The following is a 24,477-nucleotide window of genomic DNA, read 5'->3' as shown; positions in this document are numbered from 1 at the left end:
ATTCAAATGAAGGAGGACGTGACATGGCAGAAGAGTTAAAGGTCGTTGTCTTTACGTTAGGGGAAGAAGAATACGGAATCGAAGTTGAAAAGGTAAAAACGATAGAGCGTATGCTCCCTATCACACGGGTTCCGAAAACATACGACTTCATTAAAGGTGTTATTAACTTGCGCGGGGTTGTTGTTCCGGTCATCGAGCTTCGTGGTCGATTCGGATTGTCGTCTGCGGAAGTGACGGAACAATCTCGTATTATTATCGTAGCTTATGAAGATTTGGAAGTTGGCTTTATCGTGGATAGTGCCAATGATGTTATTGATATTATGGACGAAGATATCGAACCGGCCCCAGAGGTTGTGGGCGGCATTCAAGCCAAATACTTGCGCGGCGTAGCTAAGATTGGGGATGAGCGTTTACTTATTATGCTCCATTTGGCCGAGGTGCTGAATAAGAGTGAAATTATTCGATTAGAACAGCTTGAGGCATAACAGCGTGCACTTATTCGAACGACTCGGAGAGTTCAAGCTGGATGTTCTGAAGGAAGTCGGGAATATTGGTGCTGGCAACGCCGCAACGGCACTATCCCGGCTGCTCAACCGACCGATTGACATGGCTGTACCGAAGGTGCGGCTTCTGCCGTTCGAGGAAATTGCGGACGAGGTTGGTGGCGCAGAGCATGTTGTGATTGCAATATATTTTCGTGTCGAAGGAGATGCGCCAAGTCATTTGTTCTTTATGTTCGATACGGATGCCGCTAAGCGTCTTTTGTCGCACTTGGAAGCATTGCCTTCAGATACGAGTCAATGTTTCAATGACATGGAATTGTCCGCCTTGTCGGAGATCGGCAACATTTTAGCAGGTTCTTACTTGTCTTCCTTGGCAGATTTCACTCATATGGCGATGTCGCCAACGGTTCCTCAGCTTGCTATCGATATGGCGGGCGCAGTGCTCAACTACGGAATACTGCAATACGGGGAAATGGGAGACAGTGCGTTGCTAATCGATACGAAGTTTTTGCAAGACTGTGATGAAGTGCAAGGAACCTTTTTCTTAATACCTGACCCGGACTCTTTTGACAAAATATTTGCTGCATTGGGAGTGCCATTCGAATGATAGAAGAGTCGACGGTTGTAAAAGTCGGAATGGCTGATTTGCAGGTATGCCGTTTCGGTTCCTTACGAACGACCGGTCTCGGATCGTGCGTTGGATTGACGTTATATGACCCGGTTGCCAAAATTGCCGGAATGGCGCATGTTATGCTGCCGTCTTCGGATATTGCTAGAGAGGGGAATCGCAACATCGCCAAGTATGCGGATACTGCCATTCCAGAATTGATACGCCGTATGACAGAAGCGGGTGCTTCTCTGTCCCGGGTTCATGCGAAGATGGCAGGAGGCGCCCAGATGTTTGCTTTTGCTTCGAATAACGATATGATGCGTATCGGACCACGGAATGTAGATTCCTGCAAATCGATGTTGGAGCAATACAGTATCCCGCTTCATGCCGAAGACACAGGCGCCAATTATGGGAGAACGATAGAACTGTTCTGTGATGACGGGAGACTTCACATTCGCAGCGTGCAGATGGGTGAAAAGGATATATAGCATGAGAGGAACAATACGTTGGAATTACATATTCGGTGCTGTTGGATCTATCTTTGCCTTAATGGTGTCATGGAGCAATAATGTATGGACGACGAGTTTGCTCCGAGCAATTATTGCGTTTGTAATATGGTTCGGACTCGCATATGGGGTCAGATTTGCCTTGGGCGTGCTGCTATCTGACGATGAAGGCAAGCAGCCTGAGGCCGGCGCATCTAAGAATCCAAACGCAGGGACGATGTTGGACATGACAACTCCGGATGAAGAGGATGTTCTTCGAGATTTACTGCGGCCGAACGGTGCAGATTCGAAGTCAAATCCGGTAGAAGATGAAGGCGGCTCGTTCCAACCGCTGCAACCACCCAAGCTCGTGACCAAAGCGCAACCAGATGCGGAGGAATTGGCACAGGCTGTTCGTCACTTCGTACAAAAGTAAGGAGGTTGACTGTCGGTGAGCGTACAGAAATTACAACCTGGCTCGCAAGAGGGACTGTGGGAACGCTGGAAGGATCATGGTGATCAGGATGCGAAGCGGCAATTGATAGAAAATCATCTATCGATCGTCGACTTCGTATCGAATCGACTTGCTGCAGGTCTGCCTCGCAATGTAAGTAAGGACGATCTGGCAAGCCATGGTGTGATTGGCCTGATAGATGCTGTTGAGAAATTCGATTACCACAGAGGGCTGCAATTTGAAACCTATGCCTCATGGCGGGTTCGTGGAGCCATCCTAGACGGACTGCGTTCTGGAGATTGGGTACCTCGCTCGGTAAGAGAGAAGGCGAAGAAAATTGAAGAGGCTTATCAGCAATTGGAGCAGCAATACTTGCGTACAGTTACGGATGAAGAGATGAGCTCCTATTTGCAAGTCAGTGAGAAGGACTTCCAAGGGATGCTTCAAGACGTATCGATCATGTCGATTTGTTCATTGGAAGATCCGATTCGTGAGGACGACTCTGAGACGCGAATATCGCTTCTTATCGATGAGACGGCGAAGAATCCGGAGTATAAGGTAAATGAGTACTATTTAAAGGAAGCACTTGTTCAGGGAATTGATAAATTAACCGATAAAGAGAGAACAGTGATCTCCTTGTTCTATTATGAGGATTTGTCACTAAGTGAGATAGCGGAAGTGATGTCACTATCACCATCTCGAATTTCGCAGCTGCACTCTAAGGCGATACTGAGACTTCGAACCGTATTGGAGAAGCAGAAGCCAATGCTGATGGAAAATTGATGGGATACGGAATAGTTGAGAAGAAACTACGCTGAATAAAGAGAAAAAGAAAGGGGGGTTTTTCGTGAGTATGACATTGGCATTGGAAGAGTATTTGGAAGTAACCGTATCTGAAGATAAATTGCAGGCGCATCTCCATTTTAAGAAGGCTGTTGAAGGGCTCACGTGCACGATTGAAGAGCTGGACGAATTGCTGCGTTCCTACGGCATTCGATATGGAGTACAGTCTCAGGTATTGAAGGATATCGCTGCGAATCCGAACAATTTTGCTCGAGGTGCGACGATGGTCGCTCATGGAAAAGCACCCGTACACGGTGTAGATGGTCGAATAGAGCTTCTGCTTCCGCAGAACGGGAAGGAGTCCAAGCCGGCTGAACGGGAAGACGGAACGGTTAATTTCCGTGAAGTGAAGCAGTTGGACAATGTGAAGAAGGGTCAAATGATAGCCAAGCGAATTCCGAGCCAAGAAGGGATACCCGGCATGTCCGTTCTTGGTGAGGAGATGAAGGCCATCACTGGGCGTGAGGCACGATTCAAGCAAGGGAAGAATGTTGTTTTAGATGAGGCGGAAAATGCGCTTTATTCGGCGATTGACGGACTCATATCCCGTATTGAGCCGGAACGAATCAGTGTGTTCCCTGTGTATGAAGTAAACGGAGATGTGGACTATCGCACTGGTAATATTGATTTTGTCGGTACGATTGTCATTCGCGGCAATGTGCTGACAGGCTTTACTGTGAAAGCTTCAGGAGATATTCGCGTATATGGTGGTGTAGAAGGTGCAACGCTTACTGCGGAAGGCTGCATTGAGGTAAGCGGAGGCATTATTGCCGGCAATAAAGGGATGGTCAAGGCCGGAACCCATGTGAAATGTTCGTTCATTCAGGAGGCGACCGTCGTTGCGGGCACTGAGGTCAATGTATCGCAGAGTATTATGCACTCCAATATTCGAGCAGGCAAGCGGGTTGTATGCCAAGGCACCAAGGGACTTATTGTGGGCGGGATTGTACAAGCAGGTGAGCGAGTGATTGCACGTACAATTGGCAATACGATGTCCACGGCCACCGTAATTGAAGTAGGGGTGCTGCCGGATTTGCGCAATGAATTGACGGATTTACGGACTAAGCTTAAATATAATATTGAGAACGTAGAAAAAACCGAAAAGGCACTTCGCATACTCGATCAGCTTGCCGCTACTGGGCAGTTGACAGGGGAGAAGCTAGGCATGCGCATTAAGCTGAATTCTACGAAAAAGCAGCTTGTTGGAGAGCAGACTGAAATGCGAGAGCGTATGCTGGAGATTGAGAAGTTGCTTGAGGACACAGCTGTGTCTTCCATAGATGTGTCTCATACGATATACGGTGGAGCTAAGCTGGTTATTGGCCGCAATGTTCGTTTCATCAAAGACATGGCACAGCGTATTTCCTTCCGGATCGTTGACGGCGATATCATGATGACAACTTACCGTTAAGGTGAAGGACAATAGCCTAACCGGGGTGATTCGATGAATTGGAAGCCCGTAGAAATGCAAATCGCGATACCACGAACGCAAGAGTCATCGACATTGCAGCATCAACAGCAACAGCGTCCTGTAACAGAACAAGCGATGCTGAACGACCAAGCCCAAAGGTTGATGGAAAAGTCGCGGGAACGAAATGCACAGGTGGAGTCATCACAGGATGCTCTCATTCGCAATCAACATCATGAAGGTGGGAACCATGCAGAACGAGATGGAAGCGATAACAGCCATTCGGAGCAAAAACAAGATGAAACTGAGCAAGTCATGGTTCCGGCTCAACATCCTTTCAAAGGAAAGCATATCGATTTCATGTGTTAAATGGTGGCGCCGGGTTCCCGCATAACGTGAGGATCGCGGCGCTTGCATTTAGGAAGCGTGACAACATAAGGAGGTGCATACATGGAACCTTGGATCTACATTGTGCTGTTAGGTGGTGTCATCGCTGTCATTGGATGGCTTCGTCCTCGCGCTCAGGCAACAATGGACACCACAGAAATACGACGTAATATGGAAGAGACACTTGAGCATTATATGACAGAACTTGAAGAAGAAAATGAGAAGCTCTTAAAAGTCATTGAGCGGATGAAGCAAGAGGGAGAGTACCGGGATGAAGCGCTGCGCAAGCGAATGGACAAGCTTGAACAAGCATGGGAGAGCAAATGGAGCAGCTTAGAGCAGACAACTGCACAACCTGTACATACGGAATTAGAAGCAGGTCATCCCTCCGCACTGTCTGAATGCGAGCAGGAGCTTCAGCAGCGCACGGCCAATACGCAAGACTCAGAATTACAAGAGACGATTCCCTCGCAGATGGGATCGTTATCCGTTCCGAGCGGACATAGATCTGCCTCGTCTCGTAAGGAAGAACTTCATGCTGCAGATGAAGCTGATTCTCATGAAGAACTTCATGAAGAACAGTCTAGCGCTCCCATTCAAACACGATACGCGGAGATCTTCAGACTCTTTCAGAACGGATGGACAGAGCAGGCTATTGCAGACCATCTGGGAATGCCAATTGGTGAGCTCCAGTTAATTATCCGGTTGGGGCAGCAGGAGGGATCACATGATTAAGGATCGCCGCTTTCTTATCGGGTTAGGCGCCGGAATTGTGCTAGGGAGTCTCCTTCTTCAGCTATGTCTTATCGGTCAGCGTTCGATAGAACCGATGTCGGATACGGAGCTTCATCGAGCTGCCGAGCAGGCTGGATATAAGCTTGTACCGCAGCAGCCTGCAAGTTCGAATAACAAGTAGTATAACTTGACCCGAACAGTGGATAAAGTGGTTGCAACCGGGTAGGCGTTATGGTATATTAAATGACGGTGTTAAGAACACACGTCAGTGTATTTCAGTGAGGGTGCTTTCTGTCGGGTTGACTGCGGGAAGTCTCAACGAAAGAGGATACTGGCGGAGGATAAATAACCATATTAGGAGGTGTAGTGAAGATGGCAGTTATCTCCATGAAACAGCTTTTGGAAGCTGGGGTACACTTCGGTCACCAAACACGTCGTTGGAATCCGAAGATGGACAGATATATCTTCACAGAACGTAACGGTATTTACATCATTGACTTGCAAAAGACAGTGAAAAAGGTCGAGGAAGCTTACAACTTTGTAAAATCCGTCGGCGAAGAAAATGGAACAATCTTGTTCGTAGGTACGAAAAAGCAAGCTCAAGATTCCGTTAAGGAAGAAGCTGAGCGTTGCGGTATGTACTTTATCAACCAACGTTGGTTGGGTGGTACATTGACTAACTTCGAAACAATCCAAAAACGTATCGATCGCTTGAAGCTACTCGAATCGATGGAAGAAGACGGAACATTCGAAGTTCTTCCGAAGAAAGAAGTTATCATTCTTCGCAAAGAAAAAGATCGCCTCGAGAAGTTCTTGGGCGGTATCAAAAATATGAAAGGTTTGCCTAGCGCGTTGTTCGTTATCGATCCACGCAAAGAGCGCATCGCTGTTGCGGAAGCTCGTAAACTGGGTATCCCAATCGTAGGTATTGTTGATACAAACTGTGATCCGGACGAAATCGACTACGTTATCCCTGGTAACGACGATGCAATCCGTGCAGTTAAATTGTTGACTGCTAAGATGGCTGACGCAATTGTTGAAGCTCATCAAGGCGAAGAAACAACAGCGTAATTTTGGAATACTAATTGGATGAACAAAAGGGTGGTTGGCAGGTGGTTCACCTCTCGCCGCCCTTTTTTTAAGCTGTATAACGTTCGGTGCCGTTAATCGTACATATACGTGGGTACCAATTTATTGATGGAGGGAAATACGACATGGCAGTAAATGCGAGTGCAGTAAAAGAATTGCGCGAAAAAACAGGCGCAGGTATGCTGGATTGCAAAAAAGCATTGGAAGAGGCTAACGGCGATTTGACGAAAGCAGCTGAATTGCTTCGTGAGAAAGGCCTTGCAGCAGCAGCAAAGAAATCCGACCGTATCGCAACGGAAGGTGTGGTTGAGTCTTACATCCACGCTGGCGGACGTATCGGCGTATTGGTTGAAATCAACTGCGAAACAGACTTCGTAGCAAAAACGGACAACTTTAAGGATTTCGCTCGTGATGTAGCTATGCAAATCGCAGCGACTGCTCCAAAATATGTTCGCCGCGAAGAAGTTTCTCAAGAGGAAATCGAGAAAGAAAAAGAAATCTTGAAAGCACAAGCATTGAACGAAGGCAAGCCTGAAAAAATCGTTGAAAAAATGGTTGAAGGCCGCATCGGTAAATACTATGAAGAGTATTGCTTGATGGAGCAATCCTTCATTAAAGACCCAGACAAAACAATCGAAACGTTGCTGAAAGAAAAAATCGCAACAATCGGTGAAAACATTTCTATCCGTCGCTTCGCTCGCTTCGAGCTTGGTGAAGGCTTGGAGAAAAAAGAAGATAATTTTGTTGAAGAAGTTATGGCTCAAGCGAACCTGAAGTAATCTTTTCTTTTTGAAAAGAGAGCATTCGAACGCGGCTACTACGTAATCAACAGACGCGCTTAAAAGTTGGAACACATCGTGTTCCTTCTTTTTTAGCGGCCGTTATGGAAAAGTGGAGGGTATACATTGAAACAACCGGTTTATAAACGTATCGTACTTAAAGTAAGCGGAGAGTCGTTGTCCGGGCAAGCTGGATACGGCATCGAATCCGAAATGATCAACTCCATTGCCGAGCAAGTGAAAGAAGTTGTAGAGCTTGGCGTAGAGGTCGCAATCGTCTGCGGAGGCGGCAACATTTGGCGCGGTATTGCGGGAAGTGAAAAAGGAATCGACCGCGGAACAGCAGACTACATGGGGATGCTTGCAACGGTTATGAACTCGCTTGCCTTACAGGATGCCCTCGAACAAATTGGCGTGCCGACTCGTGTACAAACTTCGATTGCGATGCAACAAATCGCAGAACCATATATTCGCCGTCGTGCAATACGTCATTTGGAAAAGGGACGTGTTGTTATTTTTGCAGCAGGGACCGGGAATCCATTCTTCTCGACGGATACGACAGCTGCGCTTCGTGCCGCTGAAATCGAAGCTGATGTGATCTTGATGGCGAAGAATAAAGTCGATGGTGTATACTCGGCTGACCCATTCAAGGATGAGACAGCTGAGAAGTTTGAGCAATTGACATATATGGAAGTATTGAACCGCAACTTGGGTGTAATGGATTCAACGGCATCCTCGCTGTGCATGGACAATAACATTCCGCTTATTGTATTTGCAATTACGGAGTCTGGCAATATCAAGCGCGTCGTGCTCGGCGAGAAGATTGGAACGATTGTAAAAGGGAGTGTAGAATAGTGCCACAAGCAGTGAAGAAAAACGCAGAAGAACGCATGGAAAAGGCGATTGCCGCTCTAAAACGGGAACTGGCAACATTGCGCGCTGGACGCGCAACACCTGCATTGCTTGATCGTGTTCAAGTAGAATACTATGGCGCGATGACGCCGGTTAACCAATTGGCGAACATCAGCACGCCAGATCCGCGCACGCTTATGATCCAGCCTTGGGACAAATCCTCATTGTCTGATATTGAGCGCGCAATTATGAAGTCGGATCTTGGACTGACTCCAGCTAACGATGGATCAATGATTCGTCTTGCGATTCCAGCGTTGACAGAAGAACGTCGTGCAGAGCTCGTGAAGCACACGAAGAAGTTCGGTGAAGAAGCAAAAGTTGCTGTCCGCAACATTCGTCGTGATGCGAATGATGACATCAAGAAGCTTGAGAAAACGGATATTTCAGAAGATGAGTCCCGTCGTCATCAAGAAGATATCCAGAAGACGACTGACAAATACATCGCTGAAGTTGATAAAGTATTAGTTGCTAAAGAAAAAGAAATTATGGAAGTATAAAAGTTAGACACGATAGAACCTATTCTTTTTGTTCTTCATGCCCCTCCGAACGGTGGGGTTTATTGTCTTTTTTTCATCACCGGGTTGGAGGAGACCGAATGATTAAGCGATTCCAAACATGGTTACAGCAGCGTGGAGGCCACAAGCAGCTGGAACTGATGCCGGATAATATCCCACAACATGTGGCGATCATTATGGACGGTAACGGTCGCTGGGCTAAAAAAAGGGGCTTGCCGCGCGTTGCCGGCCACCATTCAGGAATGAAAGCCGTTAAGCGCGTAACCATCGCAGCGAATGATATGGGCGTAAAAGTGCTTACGATGTACGCTTTTTCGACCGAAAACTGGAAACGCCCAAAGGACGAAGTCGATTTTCTCATGAAATTGCCACAGGAATTTTTGGCGATCGAACTCGAAGAATTGATTGAGAAAAATGTTCAAGTGCGTATGATGGGCTATCGTGACCGATTGCCTAAACATACGATTCTGGCACTTGAGGAAGCCATTGAAAAGACGAAGCACAATACAGGACTTATTTTGAATTTTGCTTTGAATTATGGTAGTCAGCGTGAAATCGTAGAAGGTGTTCGTGATATTGTACGTAAAGTGAAAACAGGTGAGATTGAAGTTGGTTCGATTGATGAGAGCATGATCCATGATCATCTCTTATCCAGCAGCTTGCCTGATCCTGATCTGCTCATTCGTACAAGCGGAGAAATGAGATTAAGTAACTTCATGCTCTGGCAAATCGCGTACAGCGAATTGTGGTTCACCAATGATTACTGGCCAGAGTTCACTGAGCGACATCTAATGGAGGCCGTTATGGAGTATCAGCGCAGAACGCGAAGATACGGTGGATTACAATAAGTTGGAGGAACAGTCTATATGAAACAGCGCATCGTTACAGGGCTTATAGCAGGACTATTGTTCGGCGCATTATGCATAATTGGCGGTCTGCCATATGAACTGCTGCTCCTCGCACTTGCCTTTGTAGGCTATTATGAATTTGCTCGAATGCATCATGTATCACCGTTCGATCTGGCATCGTTGATTGGCTACGCAACGATGTCCTTGATTGTGATTCCGTGGACAAGCTTATCAATTGGATGGAATCTGTCATTGGAGGCTATTGTATGGATCAGCCTGCTGCTGATGCTGGGTGTGACCGTATTATCCAAAAACAAAGTGTCAATTGAAGCAGTGTCACAATTGTGGCTAGGAGCATTCTATATTGGTATTGGCTTCAAATATATGATGCTAACGCGTACTTCAATGGGTGAGGACGGCTTATTCTGGACGCTTATGCTGTTTGCAGCCATTTGGTCATCGGACATTGGTGCTTACTTCATTGGGCGTGCGATCGGCAAGAACAAGCTCTGGCCGTCGATTAGTCCTAATAAGACGATTGAAGGAGCAATTGGCGGTGTACTGACATCAATTATTGTGGCGCTATTATTTGCTGTCGGACGACCGGATATTGTCAGCTTGCCGCTTGCATTTGGCATTGGGATATCTGCTGCTGTTGTCGGTCAGTTCGGTGATTTGATTCAATCGGCATATAAGCGAGTTCGTGGTGTGAAGGACTCAGGTACGTTGCTGCCTGGGCATGGCGGTGTTCTGGATCGATGCGACAGCTGGCTTGTCGTATTTCCATTTGTGCATTTGATCGGATTATTAACGTTGTAAATTGAACGTCATCGAGAGAACAGCGATGATGTTATCATGTAATAGATATAGCTATGAATAGGATGAAGAGGTGAGGTCATGAAGCGGATATCCATACTTGGATCGACCGGCTCCATCGGGACACAGACACTCGACATCGTCAGACAGCATCCTGAGCAGTTTAAGGTAGAAGCGTTAGCAGCTGGGAACAATACAACATTGCTGCTTGAGCAGATACGAGAGTTCAAGCCCAGCATTGTATCGGTTCACGATAAGGCTGCAGCAGATCGCCTGCGGGAACAACTGCCCCAGGGTGTTGAACTGTATTATGGTGAAGATGGATTGGTCGAAGTGGCAGCGGGTACTGACGCCGATACGGTCGTTACAGCGGTTGTAGGAAGTGTCGGTCTGAAGTCAACGCTCGCGGCTATCGATGAAGGCAAGACGATTGCCATTGCTAACAAAGAAACGCTGGTAACAGCTGGTCATCTGGTAACAGAACGTGCACAAGCGAAAGGCGTCAAGCTGATGCCAGTTGACAGTGAGCACTCCGCTATCTTCCAATGCTTGAACGGAGAGCCGATGCGCGGAGTTCGTGGCATTACATTGACAGCATCAGGCGGCAGCTTCCGCGATCGTACAAGGGACGAGCTGGCGAATGTTACCGTTGAGGATGCACTTAAGCATCCGAATTGGTCTATGGGCGCGAAGGTGACGATCGATTCAGCAACAATGGCTAATAAAGGGCTTGAAGTGATTGAAGCTCGCTGGCTGTTCGATTTGCCTTATGATCAAATTCATGTACTTATCCATCCTGAAAGTATTATTCATTCTTTTGTCGAATATTTGGATGGAAGCATTATTGCGCAATTGGGGGTTCCTGATATGCGCGTACCTATCCAGTATGCATTGGCGTATCCGGAAAGACTTCCGAATACATCGGCTTCGCTTAATTTAGCTGAGGTGGCGAAGCTTCATTTCCGTGAGATGGATACAGAGAGATTCCCTATGGTTCGTTATGCTTATGAATGCGGCAGAACAGGGGGTACAGCTACTACCGTGTTTAATGCTGCGAACGAAGTGGCTGTAGCAAGATTCCTGCGCGGTGAAATTTCCTTCTTGGATATTGAACGTATCGTGAGTACCTTAATATCGAAACATACTGCGATTCCGCATCCGTCCTTGGAAGCTATTCAGGAGACAGATATGCGAACGCGTTCGGAGGCTCTGTCCATTTTATAATCGCCATTCACTAGATATGGATTCTCTTGTGCGGGATTGGAGAATAATGATAATCTATATAGACAAACCGCTGTCCGATTGTTATTGGGCCGTTCTTGAAGCCTAGTGTTGTGCTAGGACGATTGAACACGCACACAAAGGAGGATTCTACGCAGTGCAGATGGTGCAAATCGTATTTTTAACCGTGCTCGTCTTTTTCGTTATCGTAACGATTCATGAATGGGGACATTTTATTTTCGCGAAACGGGCGGGGATTCTCGTTAGAGAGTTCGCTATCGGATTCGGGCCGAAAGTATTCTCCTATACTCGTGGGGAAACCAAATATACACTCCGGTTATTGCCAGTGGGCGGCTTTGTACGGATGGCAGGCGAAGATCCTGAAATTGTAGAGGTCAGTCCAGGGCAGACGATAGCGATACGTGTGTCCAGTGATAACAGGGTGACGAAGCTGTATCTGGATCAATTAGACATGCGCAAGCAGGTTGTGCGTGGCGAAGTGAAGACGATTGATCTGGAGCATACGTTGAAGCTGACGCTGGATGTTGAGGATGAAGAAGTTACGTACGATATTCATCCGCAAGCTAAAATGATTGTGAAGGGCGACGAAATTCAGATCGCGCCTCATGATCGCCAGTTTGGCAGCAAGACAGTGGGCCAACGGGCGCTTGCTATTTTTGCAGGCCCATTTATGAACTTTGTGCTCGCATTTATTTTGTTTGGCGTTTCGGTAGCCATTTCGGGCGTTCCAGTCGAGAACCCGACGTCTGTGAAGATTGGGGACGTATCGCCAGGACTTCCTGCTGCACAGGCACAACTGCAAAAGGGAGATATTATCGAGGAAGTGAATGGCAAGCAGATTGGCGGCGATCGTGACAAATTAATTAAGCTGATTGCTGAATCCGAAGGCAAGCCGATGACATTCCTTATTGTGCGCGGTGAAGAACGCTTCACTACGACACTGACTCCGCAGAAGGTAGAAGGTCAAGAAGGCGGCAAGGTTGGTATCGTACCGGTACTGCCGACACGAACGGCCTCATTCGGAGAGACGCTATCGTTCGCCTCAACATCAATGGTGAATACGACGGAGAAGATTTTTGAAGGATTCCGCATGCTTATCTTTGGTCAATTTAAACTGGACGACTTGGGCGGTCCGGTTCGGACGTTCGAAGTAACAGGACAGATTGCGAAGAAAGGGATCGAACAGCTTACATTATGGACGGCGATTTTGAGCTTGTATTTGGGAATCTTCAATTTGCTTCCAATCCCGGCGTTGGATGGAAGCCGTCTCGTATTCCTTGGGCTGGAGGCTGTCAGAGGTAAGCCTGTTGATCCGAGCAGGGAGAGCATGGTTCATTTTGTAGGTTTTGCAATGCTCATGCTATTGATGCTTGCTGTAACCTACAATGATATATTACGATTGGTTAAAGGTTAACATTTATATCACGGTTCATTTCATTTATACTAGAATACGAATAACCGTGTTTATCGGGAGGAACGTATACCGTTATGTCGAAAGAGAAGCAGTTTGTTACGGAGATTACCCCACAGCAGGAGGACTTCTCCCGTTGGTATATTGATGTGATTAAGAAGGCGGATTTGATGGATTATTCTCCAGTCCGGGGATGTATCGTATTCCGCCCAGATGGATACGAAATCTGGGAACATATTCGTGACGAGCTGGATCGCCGCTTCAAGGCTACTGGCCATCGTAACGCTTACTTCCCTATGTTTATACCAGAGAGCTTTTTCCAGAAGGAAAAAGAACACGTCGAAGGCTTCAATCCTGAGCTGCCTTGGGTAACCGAAGCAGGCGGCGAACAATTAGAGGAGAAGCTGGCGATTCGTCCGACATCCGAGACAATGATTGGCCATATGTACTCCAAATGGATTCAATCGTACCGTGACCTGCCTGTGTTGATTAACCAATGGGCGAACGTAGTTCGTTGGGAGAAGCGCACATTGCCGTTCTTGCGTACAAGTGAGTTCTTGTGGCAGGAAGGCCATACTGCGCACGAGACTGAGCAGGAAGCACGCGAAGAAACGATGCTCATGTTGAAAACATATCGTGAATTCGTAGAGGATTATCTCGCAATTCCGGTCATTGAAGGTCAGAAGACTCCTTCTGAAAAATTTGCCGGCGCAGTAGATACGTTCTCCATTGAAGCGATGATGAAAGACGGCAGAGCCGTTCAAGCCGGAACATCGCATTACTTGGGAACGAATTTTGCGGTTGCTTTTGATATTAAATTCTTGGGGCGTGAAAATGAACAGGAATTTGTTCATACTACTTCTTGGGGGGTCAGCACCCGCCTAATCGGTTCCATGATTATGGTGCATGGCGATGACAGAGGTCTTGTATTGCCTCCGAAGGTAGCTCCTACACAGGTTATTATGATTCCAATTGGGCCAGCGAAGATGCGCGAGCAAGTTGTGGGACGAGCTAACGAGTTGTTCAGCGAATTGAAGCAAGCAGGCGTACGTGTTCGCATGGATGATCGCTCTGATATTAGCCCAGGTTGGAAATTCAATGAGTATGAAATGCGCGGCGTGCCTGTTCGCCTTGAAATTGGCCCGCGTGATATGGAGAATGGTGTTTGCGTATTGGTATCCCGCGTAACAGGCGAGAAGCGCATTGTACAGCAGGCGGATTTGGTTGAAGAAGTGAACCGCATGCTTGCTGACGTCCATCAAGAAATGTTCGAGCGTGCACGTTCCTTCCGTGATGAGCACTTCTACTCGGTAGAGACAATTGACGAGATGAAGGCACAAATGGAAGAAAAACGTGGATTTACACTTGCTGGCTGGTGTGGATCGGAAGCGTGCGAGAAGCATGTTAAGGATGAGACTGGTGCAACAAGCCGCAACATTCCATTCGAACCGCAAACGACAAAGACCAAGTGCCTTGTCTGCGGAGAAGATGCCAAGCATACGGTCGTATTTGCACGAGCGTATTAATTAGATACATGCTCCTCGAAGCAGGGGCGCAATGAAGGGAAGCTTCCATCATTGGAACATCCAACGGAACACCGGACGATGGCTCGATTGAGGGGGGCTTCTCTTTGTTCACACACTGCCACTTTGCCATTAGGTACGGCAGCAGTATGGGGTTGGGAGGTGCTTCAGTTCTATATGACAGATAAACGGAAGCGATTTGAATTGTTGATGAGACAGGCGGAGGTTCCTGTTGAACTGTTAGATAGCTTTTTCCATGATGGATGGATTGATAGAGTGGAGTGCAGCCGCTCCAATAAGGAGTGGACGATTTATATAGGCAAGTCAACTGTCGTTCCGGCAGAAGCTTACCGTACGTTTTGCCTGCGTGTACAGGACAAGTTGTCCCACATTGCCAAGATTAAGATCATATTCCACTATGAAGAGCAGCTTCCAAATAAGGAGATCGTAGATGCCTATTGGAGTTTGTTCATGGAATGGGTCAAGCGAGAGGTTGCTTCAGTTAACGGTTGGCTGCACAAAGGACAGTATGAAGTTGAGAAAGATTTGATCAAGCTTTTTTTGCCGGATGCGACATCATTAGAGCTGGCGAAGAAGAAGCAGATTGATAAATATTGCACGACGTTCTTTGAGACGTATTTCACACGCACACTTCGTGTAACGATGCAGCAGGGCAGCCATGATACGGAAGCCTATGAAGCATTCCAGCAGAAGCTGATGGAAGAAGAGCGCCAAGTTATTCAGCAAATGATGGAAGAATCAGCACGTGAAATCGAGGAAGAAGAAGGAGAAGCGCCAGAGCGTCTGCATGTCGGATACGACATTAAGGATGAGCCGACTCCAATCATGAATGTACAGGATGAAGAGAAGCGTGTCACGATTCAAGGTGCGGTATTTGGCGTTGAGATGAAGGAACTTCGCAATGGCAGTACCTTATTCACATTCAACCTAACTGATTTTTCTGACTCTATGGCGATGAAAATGTTCGCGAAGACGAAGGAAGACGTTAAAATGCTGAGCCTCATCTCGAATGGTCAATGGCTCAAAGCTCGTGGACGTGTTGAGTACGATCGCTTCATGCAAGTCCCTGAGCTTGTCATGATGCCAAATGATCTGAATGAAGTAAAGGCACCGGCAGAACGCAAGGATACTGCTGAGGAGAAGCGCGTGGAATTCCATCTTCATTCCACGATGAGTGCAATGGATGCAGTTACGTCTATCAGCGATTATGTGAAGCAGGCGGCGAAGTGGGGCCATAAGGCGATCGCGGTAACGGATCACGGCAACGTTCAGTGTTATCCAGAGGCAGCGAAGGCAGCCAAGAAAAATGGCATTAAAATGCTTTATGGCTTAGAAGCGAATGTCGTGAATGACAATATGGAAGTTGTTCTAAATGCGGACAATCGTCCGGTGAAAGATGCCATCTATACCGTATTCGATATCGAGACAACCGGTTTGTCTGTAACAAACAATAAAATCATCGAGATTGCAGCTGTCAAAATGCAAGAAGGCAAAGAAATTGATCGGTACAGCACTTTCGTCAATCCGCATGTACGGATTCCTTATAACATTCAACAGCTTACTAATATTACGGATGAAATGGTAGCTGATGCACCAGATATCGAAGAAGTGCTTCCGAAGTTTGTGGAATTTGCCCAGGATACCATTCTTGTTGCGCATAACGCGAGGTTCGATATTGGCTTTATCCAGCATAACTTGAAGCTAATGAATCTGCCAGATATGATGAATCCGGTGCTCGATACCTTGGAGCTAGCGCGTTTGCTGCATCCGACACTCAAAAATCACCGACTCAATACGTTGGCAGCTAAATATAAAGTATCACTTGAGAACCATCACCGTGCGATTGACGATACGATTGCACTAGGCGGCATTCTTACGGGACTACTTCAGGACGCTCAGCAGCTTATCGGAATCGAGACGCTGGAACGCATGAATGATTATGTAGGTCAGAACCTACAAAATGCCCGTCCATTTCACTGCGGCATTTATGCGCTTAATGCAGTAGGTAAGAAAAATCTGTATAAGCTTGTGTCCATGTCTCATACAGAATATTTCAAGCGGGTAGCCTGCATTCCGAAGAGTAAACTGGTGGGGATGCGCGAAGGCTTGCTCATTATGTCCGGCTGTGAGAAAGGCGAATTCTTCGAGACCGTTCTTAACAAGTCGGTGGAGGAAGCCGAGCAAGTAGCAGAGTTTTATGACGTCCTTGAAATCCAGCCTTTGACGATGTATATGCATTTGGTAGAGAAGGGTTTGGTTGGATCGACGGCCGAGATCGAAGACGCTATTCGCAAAATTGTTCAGATTGGCGAAAAGCAGAATAAGCTCGTCGTCGCAACAGGCAATGTGCATTACCTGCATCCACGAGACAAGATGTTCCGTGATATTACCATTCATGGAATTACGGGCTTCAGTCCACTGAAGGATATTCGCAAACCGGATGCGCATTTCCGCACGACGAATGAAATGCTTCAAGAATTTGAATTTTTGGGTAAGGAACAAGCTTACAAGTTTGTTGTAGAGAATACGAACACGCTGTTGGAACGATTTGAAGATTTCGACCTGTTCCCGAAGGAATTATTCACACCGAACATCGAGGGTGCAGATCAGGAAATTCGTGATAAGTGCTACAATAAGGCAATGAGCATTTACGGGGAACCGTTGAACGATATTATTGTGCAGCGTCTGGAGAAGGAACTGGTACCAATCATTAAATTCGGATTCTCCGCGAACTATCTGATCTCAGAGCGTCTTGTGAAGAAGTCCAATGAAGATGGTTACCTGGTTGGTTCACGGGGATCCGTAGGCTCTTCCGTCGTTGCGATGTTCCTTGGTATCTCAGAAGTTAATCCGCTGCCACCGCATTATTCGTGTCGCAATTCGGAATGCAAGCACAGCGAATGGTTCACGGACGGCAGTGTGCCGAGTGGATTTGACCTGCCGAACAAGGATTGTCCGGAGTGTGGTCAGCCAATGAAGGGCGATGGACAAGATATTCCGTTCGAGACGTTCCTTGGATTTAAGGGGGATAAGGTTCCCGATATCGACTTGAACTTCTCGGGGGACTATCAGCCTGTCGCACACAACTACACGAAGGTGCTGTTCGGTGAAAAGAGTGTATTTCGTGCGGGAACGATTGGTACGGTAGCGGAGAAGACGGCTTATGGATTCGCGAAGAAATATGAAGAAGACCACGGCAAGCGATGGCGCGGAGCAGAGCTTAACCGTCTAGCAGCAGGATGTACCGGCGTAAAACGCAGCACAGGTCAGCATCCGGGCGGTATCGTCGTTGTGCCAGACTATATTGAAGTGGAAGACGTAACACCCGTTCAATATCCGGCGGATGATACAACGGCTGAATGGAAGACGACGCACTTCGATTATCATGCCTTCGAAGATAACCTGTTGAAGCTTGATATTCTGGGTCACGATGATCCGACGATGATGCGGATGCTGCAGGATTTGACAGGCGTTGATCCGACGACGATTCCGATGAATGATCCGAAGGTCATGAGTATGTTCAACTCCGTTGACGCACTGGGCGTAACGCCGCAGCAGATCCGGACACCGGTTGCGACCTTTGGCGTACCGGAGATGGGAACACGTTTCGTGCGCCAGATGCTTGTGGAAGCACAGCCAAGCACGTTCGCCGATTTGCTGCAGATCTCTGGATTGTCCCATGGCACGGGCGTATGGCTCGGTAATGCACAGGAACTGATTAAGAATGGGATCTGTACGATTAAGACCGTAATCGGTTGTCGTGACGAGATCATGTTGTACTTAATCTACAAAGCCGGTATGGACGCTGGGCTTGCATTTAAAATTACGGAGAGCGTTCGTAAGGGCCGAGGTCTTAGTGATGAATGGATTCAAGAGATGAAAAACTGCAATGTGCCGCAATGGTACATTGATTCCTGCTTGAAGATTCAATACATGTTCCCGAAAGCCCATGCTGCTGCTTATGTTATTTCCGCGGTACGTACAGCTTACTTCAAGCTGTACCATCCAATTGAGTTCTATGCAACTTACTTTACTGTTCGTGCGGAGGACTTCGATATCGAACTATGCTGCCAAGGTTATGATGCGATCAATAAGAAGATCGATGAGATCGAGGCGAAGGGCTTCCAAGCAACAACGAAAGAGAAGGCCATGATCTCGATCTTAGAGATGGCGGTTGAAATGACAGCCCGTGGATTCTCATTCAAGCCAATCGATCTATATCGATCAGATGCAACGAAATTCCTTGTCGATGGCAACTCGCTCATCCCGCCATTCTCTGCAGTACAAGGGATCGGGGATAATGCGGCACGCAATATTGCGGCTTCTCGCGATGGGGTGGAGTACTTGTCCATCGAGGATTTCCAGATGCGTTCCAAGGCAACGAAGACGATTGTCGAGCTCCTGAATCAGATGGGATGCTTCCGGGGACTGCCGGAGACAAACCAATTATCTCTGTTCTAGTGCATGATCGGAGACACCCTTGCCATATTGTAGATGGCTATGATATAATTTTTTTGGTAATCATGTGGATAAATCCGTTACGTAAAGAGTGGGGAAACCCACTCTTTCATGTTTAGTATCGGGTTCTAACATAGAGGAACATCATTATTCCTAACATTCAGGAGGTTCTTGAATTTGAGCTCAGCCAATATCAAATCGACAGTTGAGAATATGATCACACCCTATTTGGAAGAGAACAACTTCGAACTTGTCGATGTGGAATATGTGAAGGAAGGCAGTAGTTGGTTTCTTCGCGTATTTGTGGACAAGGAAGGCGGCATTGACATTGAGGATTGCGGCCGTATTAGTGAAGTATTAAGCCAGAAGCTGGACGAAAACGATCCGATTACAGACGCGTACTTCTTGGAAGTATCGTCTCCAGGCGCGGAACGCCCGCTGAAGAAGACGAAGGACTTCGTTAAGGCAGTAGGCAAGCATGTGTATGTGACTACATACGAACCCATTGGCGCATTGAAGGAGTTCGAAGGGGTTCTCACTTCCTTCGATGAACAGACGGTTGTCGTTCAAGTCGGCAAGAAGGAACATGCAATTCCGTATGAGAAGGTAGCGAGCGCACGTCTTGCTATCGTTTTTTAGGACGATTGTAATCAACGATTGGATATCGTTCTGCTGAATGTAACATTATTGGAATGAAGCCGGATTCGGCTGAAAGGGGGAACTCACCAAATGAGTATGGATTTTATTGACGCGTTGTCGGAAATCGAAAGAGAAAAAGGAATTAGCAAGGAAGTACTCATTGATGCGATTGAAGCGGCTCTGATCTCGAGCTATAAGCGCAACTTCAATACTGCACAAAATGTACGTGTAGACATCAATCGGGCAACTGGAGTAATTAAAGTATATGCACGCAAGAACGTAGTGGACGAGGTGTTGGACCCACGTCTTGAAATTTCACTTCATGCTGCTCGCGAACATAATCCGAACTACCAAATGGATGATATTTGTGAGATTGAGGTTACACCACGTGATTTTGGCCGTATCGCTGCGCAAACAGCGAAACAAGTTGTGACACAGCGTATTCGGGAAGCTGAGCGTGGTCTTATCTATAACGCGTTCATCGACAAGTCGGATGATATCGTAACAGGTATTGTACAACGTCAGGACATGCGTAATGTGTATGTAGATTTGGGTAAAGTGGAAGCAGTTCTTCCATTGAATGAGTTGATGCCGAATGAAAAGTTCAAGCACGGCGATCGCACCAAAGCATACATTACGAAAGTGGAGAACACGACCAAGGGGCCGCAAATTATTTTGTCCCGCACGCATCCTGGACTGCTAAAGCGCTTGTTCGAGCTGGAAGTTCCTGAAATCTTCGACGGCGTCGTTGAAATCAAATCGGTAGCTCGTGAAGCGGGTCAACGTTCTAAAATTGCGGTATACTCCCGCAACGAGGAAGTTGATCCAGTTGGTTCATGCGTTGGCCCTAAAGGTATGCGTGTCCAGACAATTGTTAATGAGCTGCGCGGCGAGAAAATTGATATCGTGCGCTGGTCAGAAGATGTAAGTGAGTATGTAGCGAATGCACTGAGCCCATCCAAAGTTGTTGATGTGGAAGTTCGTGAAGCTGAGAAAATGGCTCGTGTCATCGTGCCTGATTATCAGTTGTCACTGGCAATTGGGATTAAGGGTCAGAACGCTCGACTTGCTGCAAAATTGACTGGCTGGAAAATTGATATTAAAAGCGAGACTCAAGCTGATGAAGAAGGGCTTCCAATGTCTTCTGATGAGCACACACCTGATGACAGCATGGAAGTAAGCGAATAAACACTGAAGGCGCGACCAACGCCATATGAAGCGGTCGTCTCCTTCAATCAAGGGATGTATGACCGAATCGTAAGGGGGGGATTGAGTCATGAGAACAAGGAAAGTTCCACTTCGTAAGTGTGTCGCATGTCAAGAAATGATGCCGAAGAAAGAGCTAATCCGTGTTGTGAAGACACCACAGGACGAAGTTCTAATCGATTTGACAGGGAAGAAGTCTGGACGCGGCGCATACCTATGTGGGAAGTTGTCCTGCTTCAGACTTGCACATAAGTCTCGTGCGCTTGATCGGGCTTTGAAGCATCAGGTGAACTCTGCCATCTATGAACAGCTTGCTCAAGACTTCATCAAGGTGGAGGATGAATTCCACGCCTTGAAGGAGCAGGAGGACGATCATGAGTAAGGTCAAGTCGCAGCTAGGTCTTGCCCAGCGGGCAGGGAAGCTTGCGACTGGTGATGAGATAGTCCTCAAGGCGATTCGCAATAAGCAAGCACGCTTGGTGATTGTTGCGGCGGACGCTTCTGACAACACGAAGAAGAAGTTTCGAGATAAATGTAAGTCGTACGGGGTGCCACTTGCTATCGGATTTACGCGAACCGAACTCGGTGAGAGCATCGGGAAATTGCAACGGGTAGTATTGGCGGTAACGGATGATGGATTTGCGACCATGATGACGAACGGGCTGAAAACGATGTCGGAGGTGGAGTATATTGAGCAAACAAGAGAACACTAAGGACAAAACAAGAGTTTACGAATATGCCAAATCGCTTAATATGAGCAGCAAAGAAATTATTACGATACTCAAACGTCTTAACATACCAGTTAACAATCATATGAGCGTAATGGAGAATGATGCCGTGGGGAAAGTCGAATCGTACATGCGCACGATTAAGGAGAATGCGCAGGCGAAGCGGGAAAGCAATAGCACCCCACACCCGAAAGTGAACATCAGCCAGTCAAAAACAACAGAAGTACCAGATAGAACAGCTGGCCAATCGGCAGGAAATTCAAGTCAGGGCCAGTCGGATCAGCGCGACTCACGTGCTGGACAGCAGCAAATGCAACGTGACGGTCGCGACCATCAGCGTGAAGATAACCGAGGCGGGCGTGATGAACGTCAGGATCGCAGTAATCGCGGTGAAGGTCGTGACGGTCAAAAAGACCATAATAGACAGGGCGAGATAAACATTAATATGGATAATAGACAAGGAAACCAACAGGGGAATATGAACGGACAAGAACAACGTCGATCAGGTGAACAACAGCAAAACCAAGGTAACAGATCTAACGGCCAGCAAAGATCAGGCCAAGGCGCACCGCGTCAAGGCAGCGGCCCGCGTCAAGGACAGGGCGGATCCCGTCCAGGTCAAGGTGGCGGCCCTCGCCAAGGTGGCCAAGGTGGCGGATCACGTCCAGGCCAAGGAGGACAACAACGTCCGGGTCAAGGTGGCGGCTCGCGCCCAGGCCAAGGCGGACAACAACGTCCAGGTCAAGGCGGCGGCTCGCGTCCAGGCCAAGGTGGCGGATCCCGTCCAGGTCAAGGCAGCCAACAAAGCAGTGGTCAAGCGCGCTTTGCACAAGGCGGCCAGCAGCGTCAAGGTGATCAAGCACGTACCGGTCAAGGCACTCAGCAGCGTCCGAACAGAAACTTCGGTGAACGCAGTGAGGATTTCTCCGGTGGAAGAAATCAATCAAGAAACAACAATAATAATAATAAGAGACGCTTCGATGACAACCGTAATGGCGGAGGCATGCGCGGCCGCGGCGGCAAGAACAGAGGCAGAAATAATCAACAGCAGGTACAGCGTGAGAAAATTGACAATACGCCGAAAAAGATTATTGTACGCGGTGCAATGACAGTAGGTGAATTGGCAAAATTGCTTCATAAAGACGCTTCCGAGGTTATTAAGAAGTTCTTGCTCATGGGCGTTATGGCAACAATCAACCAAGAAGTAGACTTGGATACAATCCAGTTGATTGCAGACGAATTCAAGGTTGAAGTTGATTTGAAGCTGCCTGTATCCGAAGATCCGTTCGAGGAAACAGAAGAAAAAGAAGAAGATGCAGCAGACTTGGTTGAACGTCCAGCAGTTGTTACGATTATGGGTCACGTTGACCATGGTAAAACGACATTGCTTGATTCAATCCGCAAGACGAACGTTACGGGTGGAGAAGCAGGCGGTATTACGCAGCATATTGGTGCATACCAAGTTGAGTTCAACTCGAAGAAGATTACGTTCCTGGATACACCGGGCCACGAAGCGTTTACGTTGATGCGTGCCCGCGGTGCACAAGTAACCGACATTACGATTATCGTTGTTGCTGCTGACGATGGTGTTATGCCGCAAACGGTAGAGGCAATCAGCCACGCAAAGGCAGCGAACTGCCCAATCATCGTAGCTGTTAACAAGGTCGATAAGCCAGAAGCCAATGTCGATCGTGTAAAGCAAGAATTGACTGAATATGAATTGGTTCCAGAAGAGTGGGGCGGAGACACTATTTTCGTTAACGTTTCTGCGAAGCAGCGTACGGGCTTAGAAGAATTGCTCGAAATGATCCTGCTCGTATCCGAAGTAAACGAGTTCAAGGCGAACCCGAATAAGGATGCTCGCGGTACGGTGCTTGAGGCAGAGCTGGACAAAGGCCGTGGACCAGTTGCTCGCATCCTCGTTCAACAAGGTACGCTGAAAGTAGGAGATGCATTCGTAGCAGGCACATGCTTTGGCCGTGTGCGTGCAATGGTGAATGACCGTGGTCGTCGCTTGAAAGAAGCAGGCCCATCTACACCGATCGAAATTACAGGTCTTACAGATGTTCCACAAGCTGGCGATATGTTCGTCGCGTTTGATGATGAGCGTAAGGCTCGCTCCATTGCTGAGAAGCGTTCGACAACATATAGAGAGAGCCAATTGGGTGCGAACACTCGTGTAACGTTGGATGACTTGTTCAAGCACATTAAAGACGGCGAGATGAAAGAATTGAACGTAATCATCAAGGGTGACGTTCAAGGTTCTGTTGAAGCACTTCGCGGCTCGCTCGAGAAGATTGAAGTTGAGGGAGTTCGCGTTAAGATTATTCACTCCGGCGCTGGTGCAATTACAGAGTCGGACATCATCTTGGCAACAGCGTCCAACGCTATCGTTATCGGCTTTAACGTCCGTCCAGACGCACAAGCGAAGATTACTGCTGATCAAGAGAAGGTTGATGTTCGCTTGCATCGTGTCATCTACTCGATTGTTGAAGAAATCGAGCAGGCGATGAAGGGTATGCTTGATCCAGAATATAAAGAAGTTGTGATCGGTCATGCTGAAGTACGCAATACATTCAAAATCAGCAAAGTCGGTACAATCGCAGGATGTATGGTTACAGAAGGTAAGATTTCCCGCTCTGCAGAAGTACGCCTTGTTCGAGACGGCATAGTTGTTCACGAAGGCAAAATCGACTCGCTCAAGCGCTTCAAGGATGATGCGAAGGAAGTTGCGCAAGGCTACGAGTGCGGTATTATGCTTGAGAAGTACAATGACATGAAGGAAGGCGACATCATCGAAGCCTTTGTCATGGAAACCATCGAACGCAAATAGAATGGTTTCAACTCAGATGATGTTGTAAGCTA

The 24,477-nt window shown here is 47.5% G+C and carries 24 protein-coding genes; all 24 read left to right on the top strand.

The window, feature by feature from the left end; all coding sequences use genetic code 11:
• Positions 1-23 precede the first annotated feature (23 nt).
• The 24 genes from BLS15_RS09135 (at position 24) to infB (ending at position 24,445) form a co-directional block, all read left to right on the top strand.
• Positions 24-485, top strand: a complete 462-nt coding sequence (locus tag BLS15_RS09135; protein WP_090511260.1) for a chemotaxis protein CheW — start codon at positions 24-26, stop codon at positions 483-485.
• 4 nt (positions 486-489) lie between these two features.
• Positions 490-1,110 (top strand): chemotaxis protein CheC, encoded by a 621-nt coding sequence (locus tag BLS15_RS09130; protein WP_021256533.1) that lies wholly within the window; start codon positions 490-492, stop codon positions 1,108-1,110.
• Positions 1,107-1,601, top strand: a complete 495-nt coding sequence (locus BLS15_RS09125) for a chemotaxis protein CheD (protein ID WP_021256532.1) — start codon at positions 1,107-1,109, stop codon at positions 1,599-1,601. The genes BLS15_RS09130 and BLS15_RS09125 overlap by 4 nt, the downstream gene beginning before the upstream one ends.
• Position 1,602: 1 nt before the next feature.
• Positions 1,603-2,034 (top strand): hypothetical protein, encoded by a 432-nt coding sequence (locus tag BLS15_RS09120; RefSeq protein ID WP_021256531.1) that lies wholly within the window; start codon positions 1,603-1,605, stop codon positions 2,032-2,034.
• A gap of 15 nt (positions 2,035-2,049) precedes the next feature.
• Positions 2,050-2,835: a FliA/WhiG family RNA polymerase sigma factor gene (locus BLS15_RS09115; RefSeq protein WP_021256530.1), complete on the top strand. Its 786-nt coding sequence runs from the start codon at positions 2,050-2,052 to the stop codon at positions 2,833-2,835.
• A 64-nt stretch (positions 2,836-2,899) separates the two neighbouring features.
• Positions 2,900-4,306 (top strand): DUF342 domain-containing protein, encoded by a 1,407-nt coding sequence (locus BLS15_RS09110; protein WP_028531193.1) that lies wholly within the window; start codon positions 2,900-2,902, stop codon positions 4,304-4,306.
• A gap of 33 nt (positions 4,307-4,339) precedes the next feature.
• A complete protein-coding gene (locus tag BLS15_RS09105; RefSeq protein WP_036592417.1) occupies positions 4,340-4,672 on the top strand; it encodes a hypothetical protein in 333 nt (110 codons plus the stop codon).
• An 81-nt stretch (positions 4,673-4,753) separates the two neighbouring features.
• The gene (locus tag BLS15_RS09100; RefSeq protein ID WP_021256527.1) at positions 4,754-5,425 is read left to right on the top strand and encodes a DUF6115 domain-containing protein; all 672 of its coding nucleotides are present in this window, start codon (positions 4,754-4,756) and stop codon (positions 5,423-5,425) included.
• Complete coding sequence (locus tag BLS15_RS09095; RefSeq protein WP_021256526.1) at positions 5,418-5,606, top strand: hypothetical protein; 189 nt, start codon at positions 5,418-5,420, stop codon at positions 5,604-5,606. The genes BLS15_RS09100 and BLS15_RS09095 overlap by 8 nt, the downstream gene beginning before the upstream one ends.
• Before the next feature lie 191 nt (positions 5,607-5,797).
• On the top strand, positions 5,798-6,496 hold the full coding sequence (gene rpsB / locus BLS15_RS09090; protein ID WP_021256525.1) for a 30S ribosomal protein S2: 699 nt from the start codon (positions 5,798-5,800) through the stop codon (positions 6,494-6,496).
• Between the two features lie 143 nt (positions 6,497-6,639).
• Complete coding sequence (tsf, locus tag BLS15_RS09085) at positions 6,640-7,293, top strand: translation elongation factor Ts (protein WP_021256524.1); 654 nt, start codon at positions 6,640-6,642, stop codon at positions 7,291-7,293.
• 126 nt (positions 7,294-7,419) lie between these two features.
• On the top strand, positions 7,420-8,148 hold the full coding sequence (gene pyrH, locus BLS15_RS09080) for a UMP kinase (RefSeq protein WP_021256523.1): 729 nt from the start codon (positions 7,420-7,422) through the stop codon (positions 8,146-8,148).
• A complete protein-coding gene (frr, locus tag BLS15_RS09075; protein WP_021256522.1) occupies positions 8,148-8,702 on the top strand; it encodes a ribosome recycling factor in 555 nt (184 codons plus the stop codon). Before pyrH ends, frr begins: the two co-directional genes overlap by 1 nt.
• 98 nt (positions 8,703-8,800) lie before the next feature.
• Positions 8,801-9,568: an isoprenyl transferase gene (locus BLS15_RS09070; protein WP_021256521.1), complete on the top strand. Its 768-nt coding sequence runs from the start codon at positions 8,801-8,803 to the stop codon at positions 9,566-9,568.
• A gap of 18 nt (positions 9,569-9,586) precedes the next feature.
• Complete coding sequence (locus tag BLS15_RS09065) at positions 9,587-10,387, top strand: phosphatidate cytidylyltransferase (RefSeq protein ID WP_021256520.1); 801 nt, start codon at positions 9,587-9,589, stop codon at positions 10,385-10,387.
• 78 nt (positions 10,388-10,465) lie between these two features.
• Complete coding sequence (locus BLS15_RS09060) at positions 10,466-11,608, top strand: 1-deoxy-D-xylulose-5-phosphate reductoisomerase (RefSeq protein WP_021256519.1); 1,143 nt, start codon at positions 10,466-10,468, stop codon at positions 11,606-11,608.
• A 154-nt stretch (positions 11,609-11,762) separates the two neighbouring features.
• Positions 11,763-13,040: an RIP metalloprotease RseP gene (gene rseP / locus BLS15_RS09055; protein WP_021256518.1), complete on the top strand. Its 1,278-nt coding sequence runs from the start codon at positions 11,763-11,765 to the stop codon at positions 13,038-13,040.
• A 74-nt stretch (positions 13,041-13,114) separates the two neighbouring features.
• Complete coding sequence (gene proS / locus BLS15_RS09050) at positions 13,115-14,563, top strand: proline--tRNA ligase (protein ID WP_028531191.1); 1,449 nt, start codon at positions 13,115-13,117, stop codon at positions 14,561-14,563.
• 174 nt (positions 14,564-14,737) lie between these two features.
• Complete coding sequence (locus BLS15_RS09045; protein ID WP_021256516.1) at positions 14,738-19,042, top strand: PolC-type DNA polymerase III; 4,305 nt, start codon at positions 14,738-14,740, stop codon at positions 19,040-19,042.
• A gap of 174 nt (positions 19,043-19,216) precedes the next feature.
• Positions 19,217-19,678: a ribosome maturation factor RimP gene (rimP, locus tag BLS15_RS09040; protein ID WP_021256515.1), complete on the top strand. Its 462-nt coding sequence runs from the start codon at positions 19,217-19,219 to the stop codon at positions 19,676-19,678.
• Between the two features lie 90 nt (positions 19,679-19,768).
• The gene (nusA, locus tag BLS15_RS09035) at positions 19,769-20,866 is read left to right on the top strand and encodes a transcription termination factor NusA (RefSeq protein ID WP_021256514.1); all 1,098 of its coding nucleotides are present in this window, start codon (positions 19,769-19,771) and stop codon (positions 20,864-20,866) included.
• A gap of 88 nt (positions 20,867-20,954) precedes the next feature.
• Positions 20,955-21,266: an RNase P modulator RnpM gene (locus BLS15_RS09030; RefSeq protein WP_021256513.1), complete on the top strand. Its 312-nt coding sequence runs from the start codon at positions 20,955-20,957 to the stop codon at positions 21,264-21,266.
• Entirely contained in the window at positions 21,259-21,597 is a 339-nt protein-coding gene (locus tag BLS15_RS09025; RefSeq protein ID WP_021256512.1) for a L7Ae/L30e/S12e/Gadd45 family ribosomal protein, read from the top strand. The genes BLS15_RS09030 and BLS15_RS09025 overlap by 8 nt, the downstream gene beginning before the upstream one ends.
• Entirely contained in the window at positions 21,575-24,445 is a 2,871-nt protein-coding gene (gene infB, locus BLS15_RS09020) for a translation initiation factor IF-2 (RefSeq protein ID WP_090511256.1), read from the top strand. The genes BLS15_RS09025 and infB overlap by 23 nt, the downstream gene beginning before the upstream one ends.
• Positions 24,446-24,477 lie beyond the last annotated feature (32 nt).

This window comes from Paenibacillus sp. cl6col (assembly GCF_900102125.1).
GTDB lineage: Bacteria > Bacillota > Bacilli > Paenibacillales > Paenibacillaceae > Paenibacillus_B > Paenibacillus_B suaedae.
Note: the sequence above shows the minus strand (reverse complement) of the source record. Positions and strands in the feature narration are given on the sequence as shown.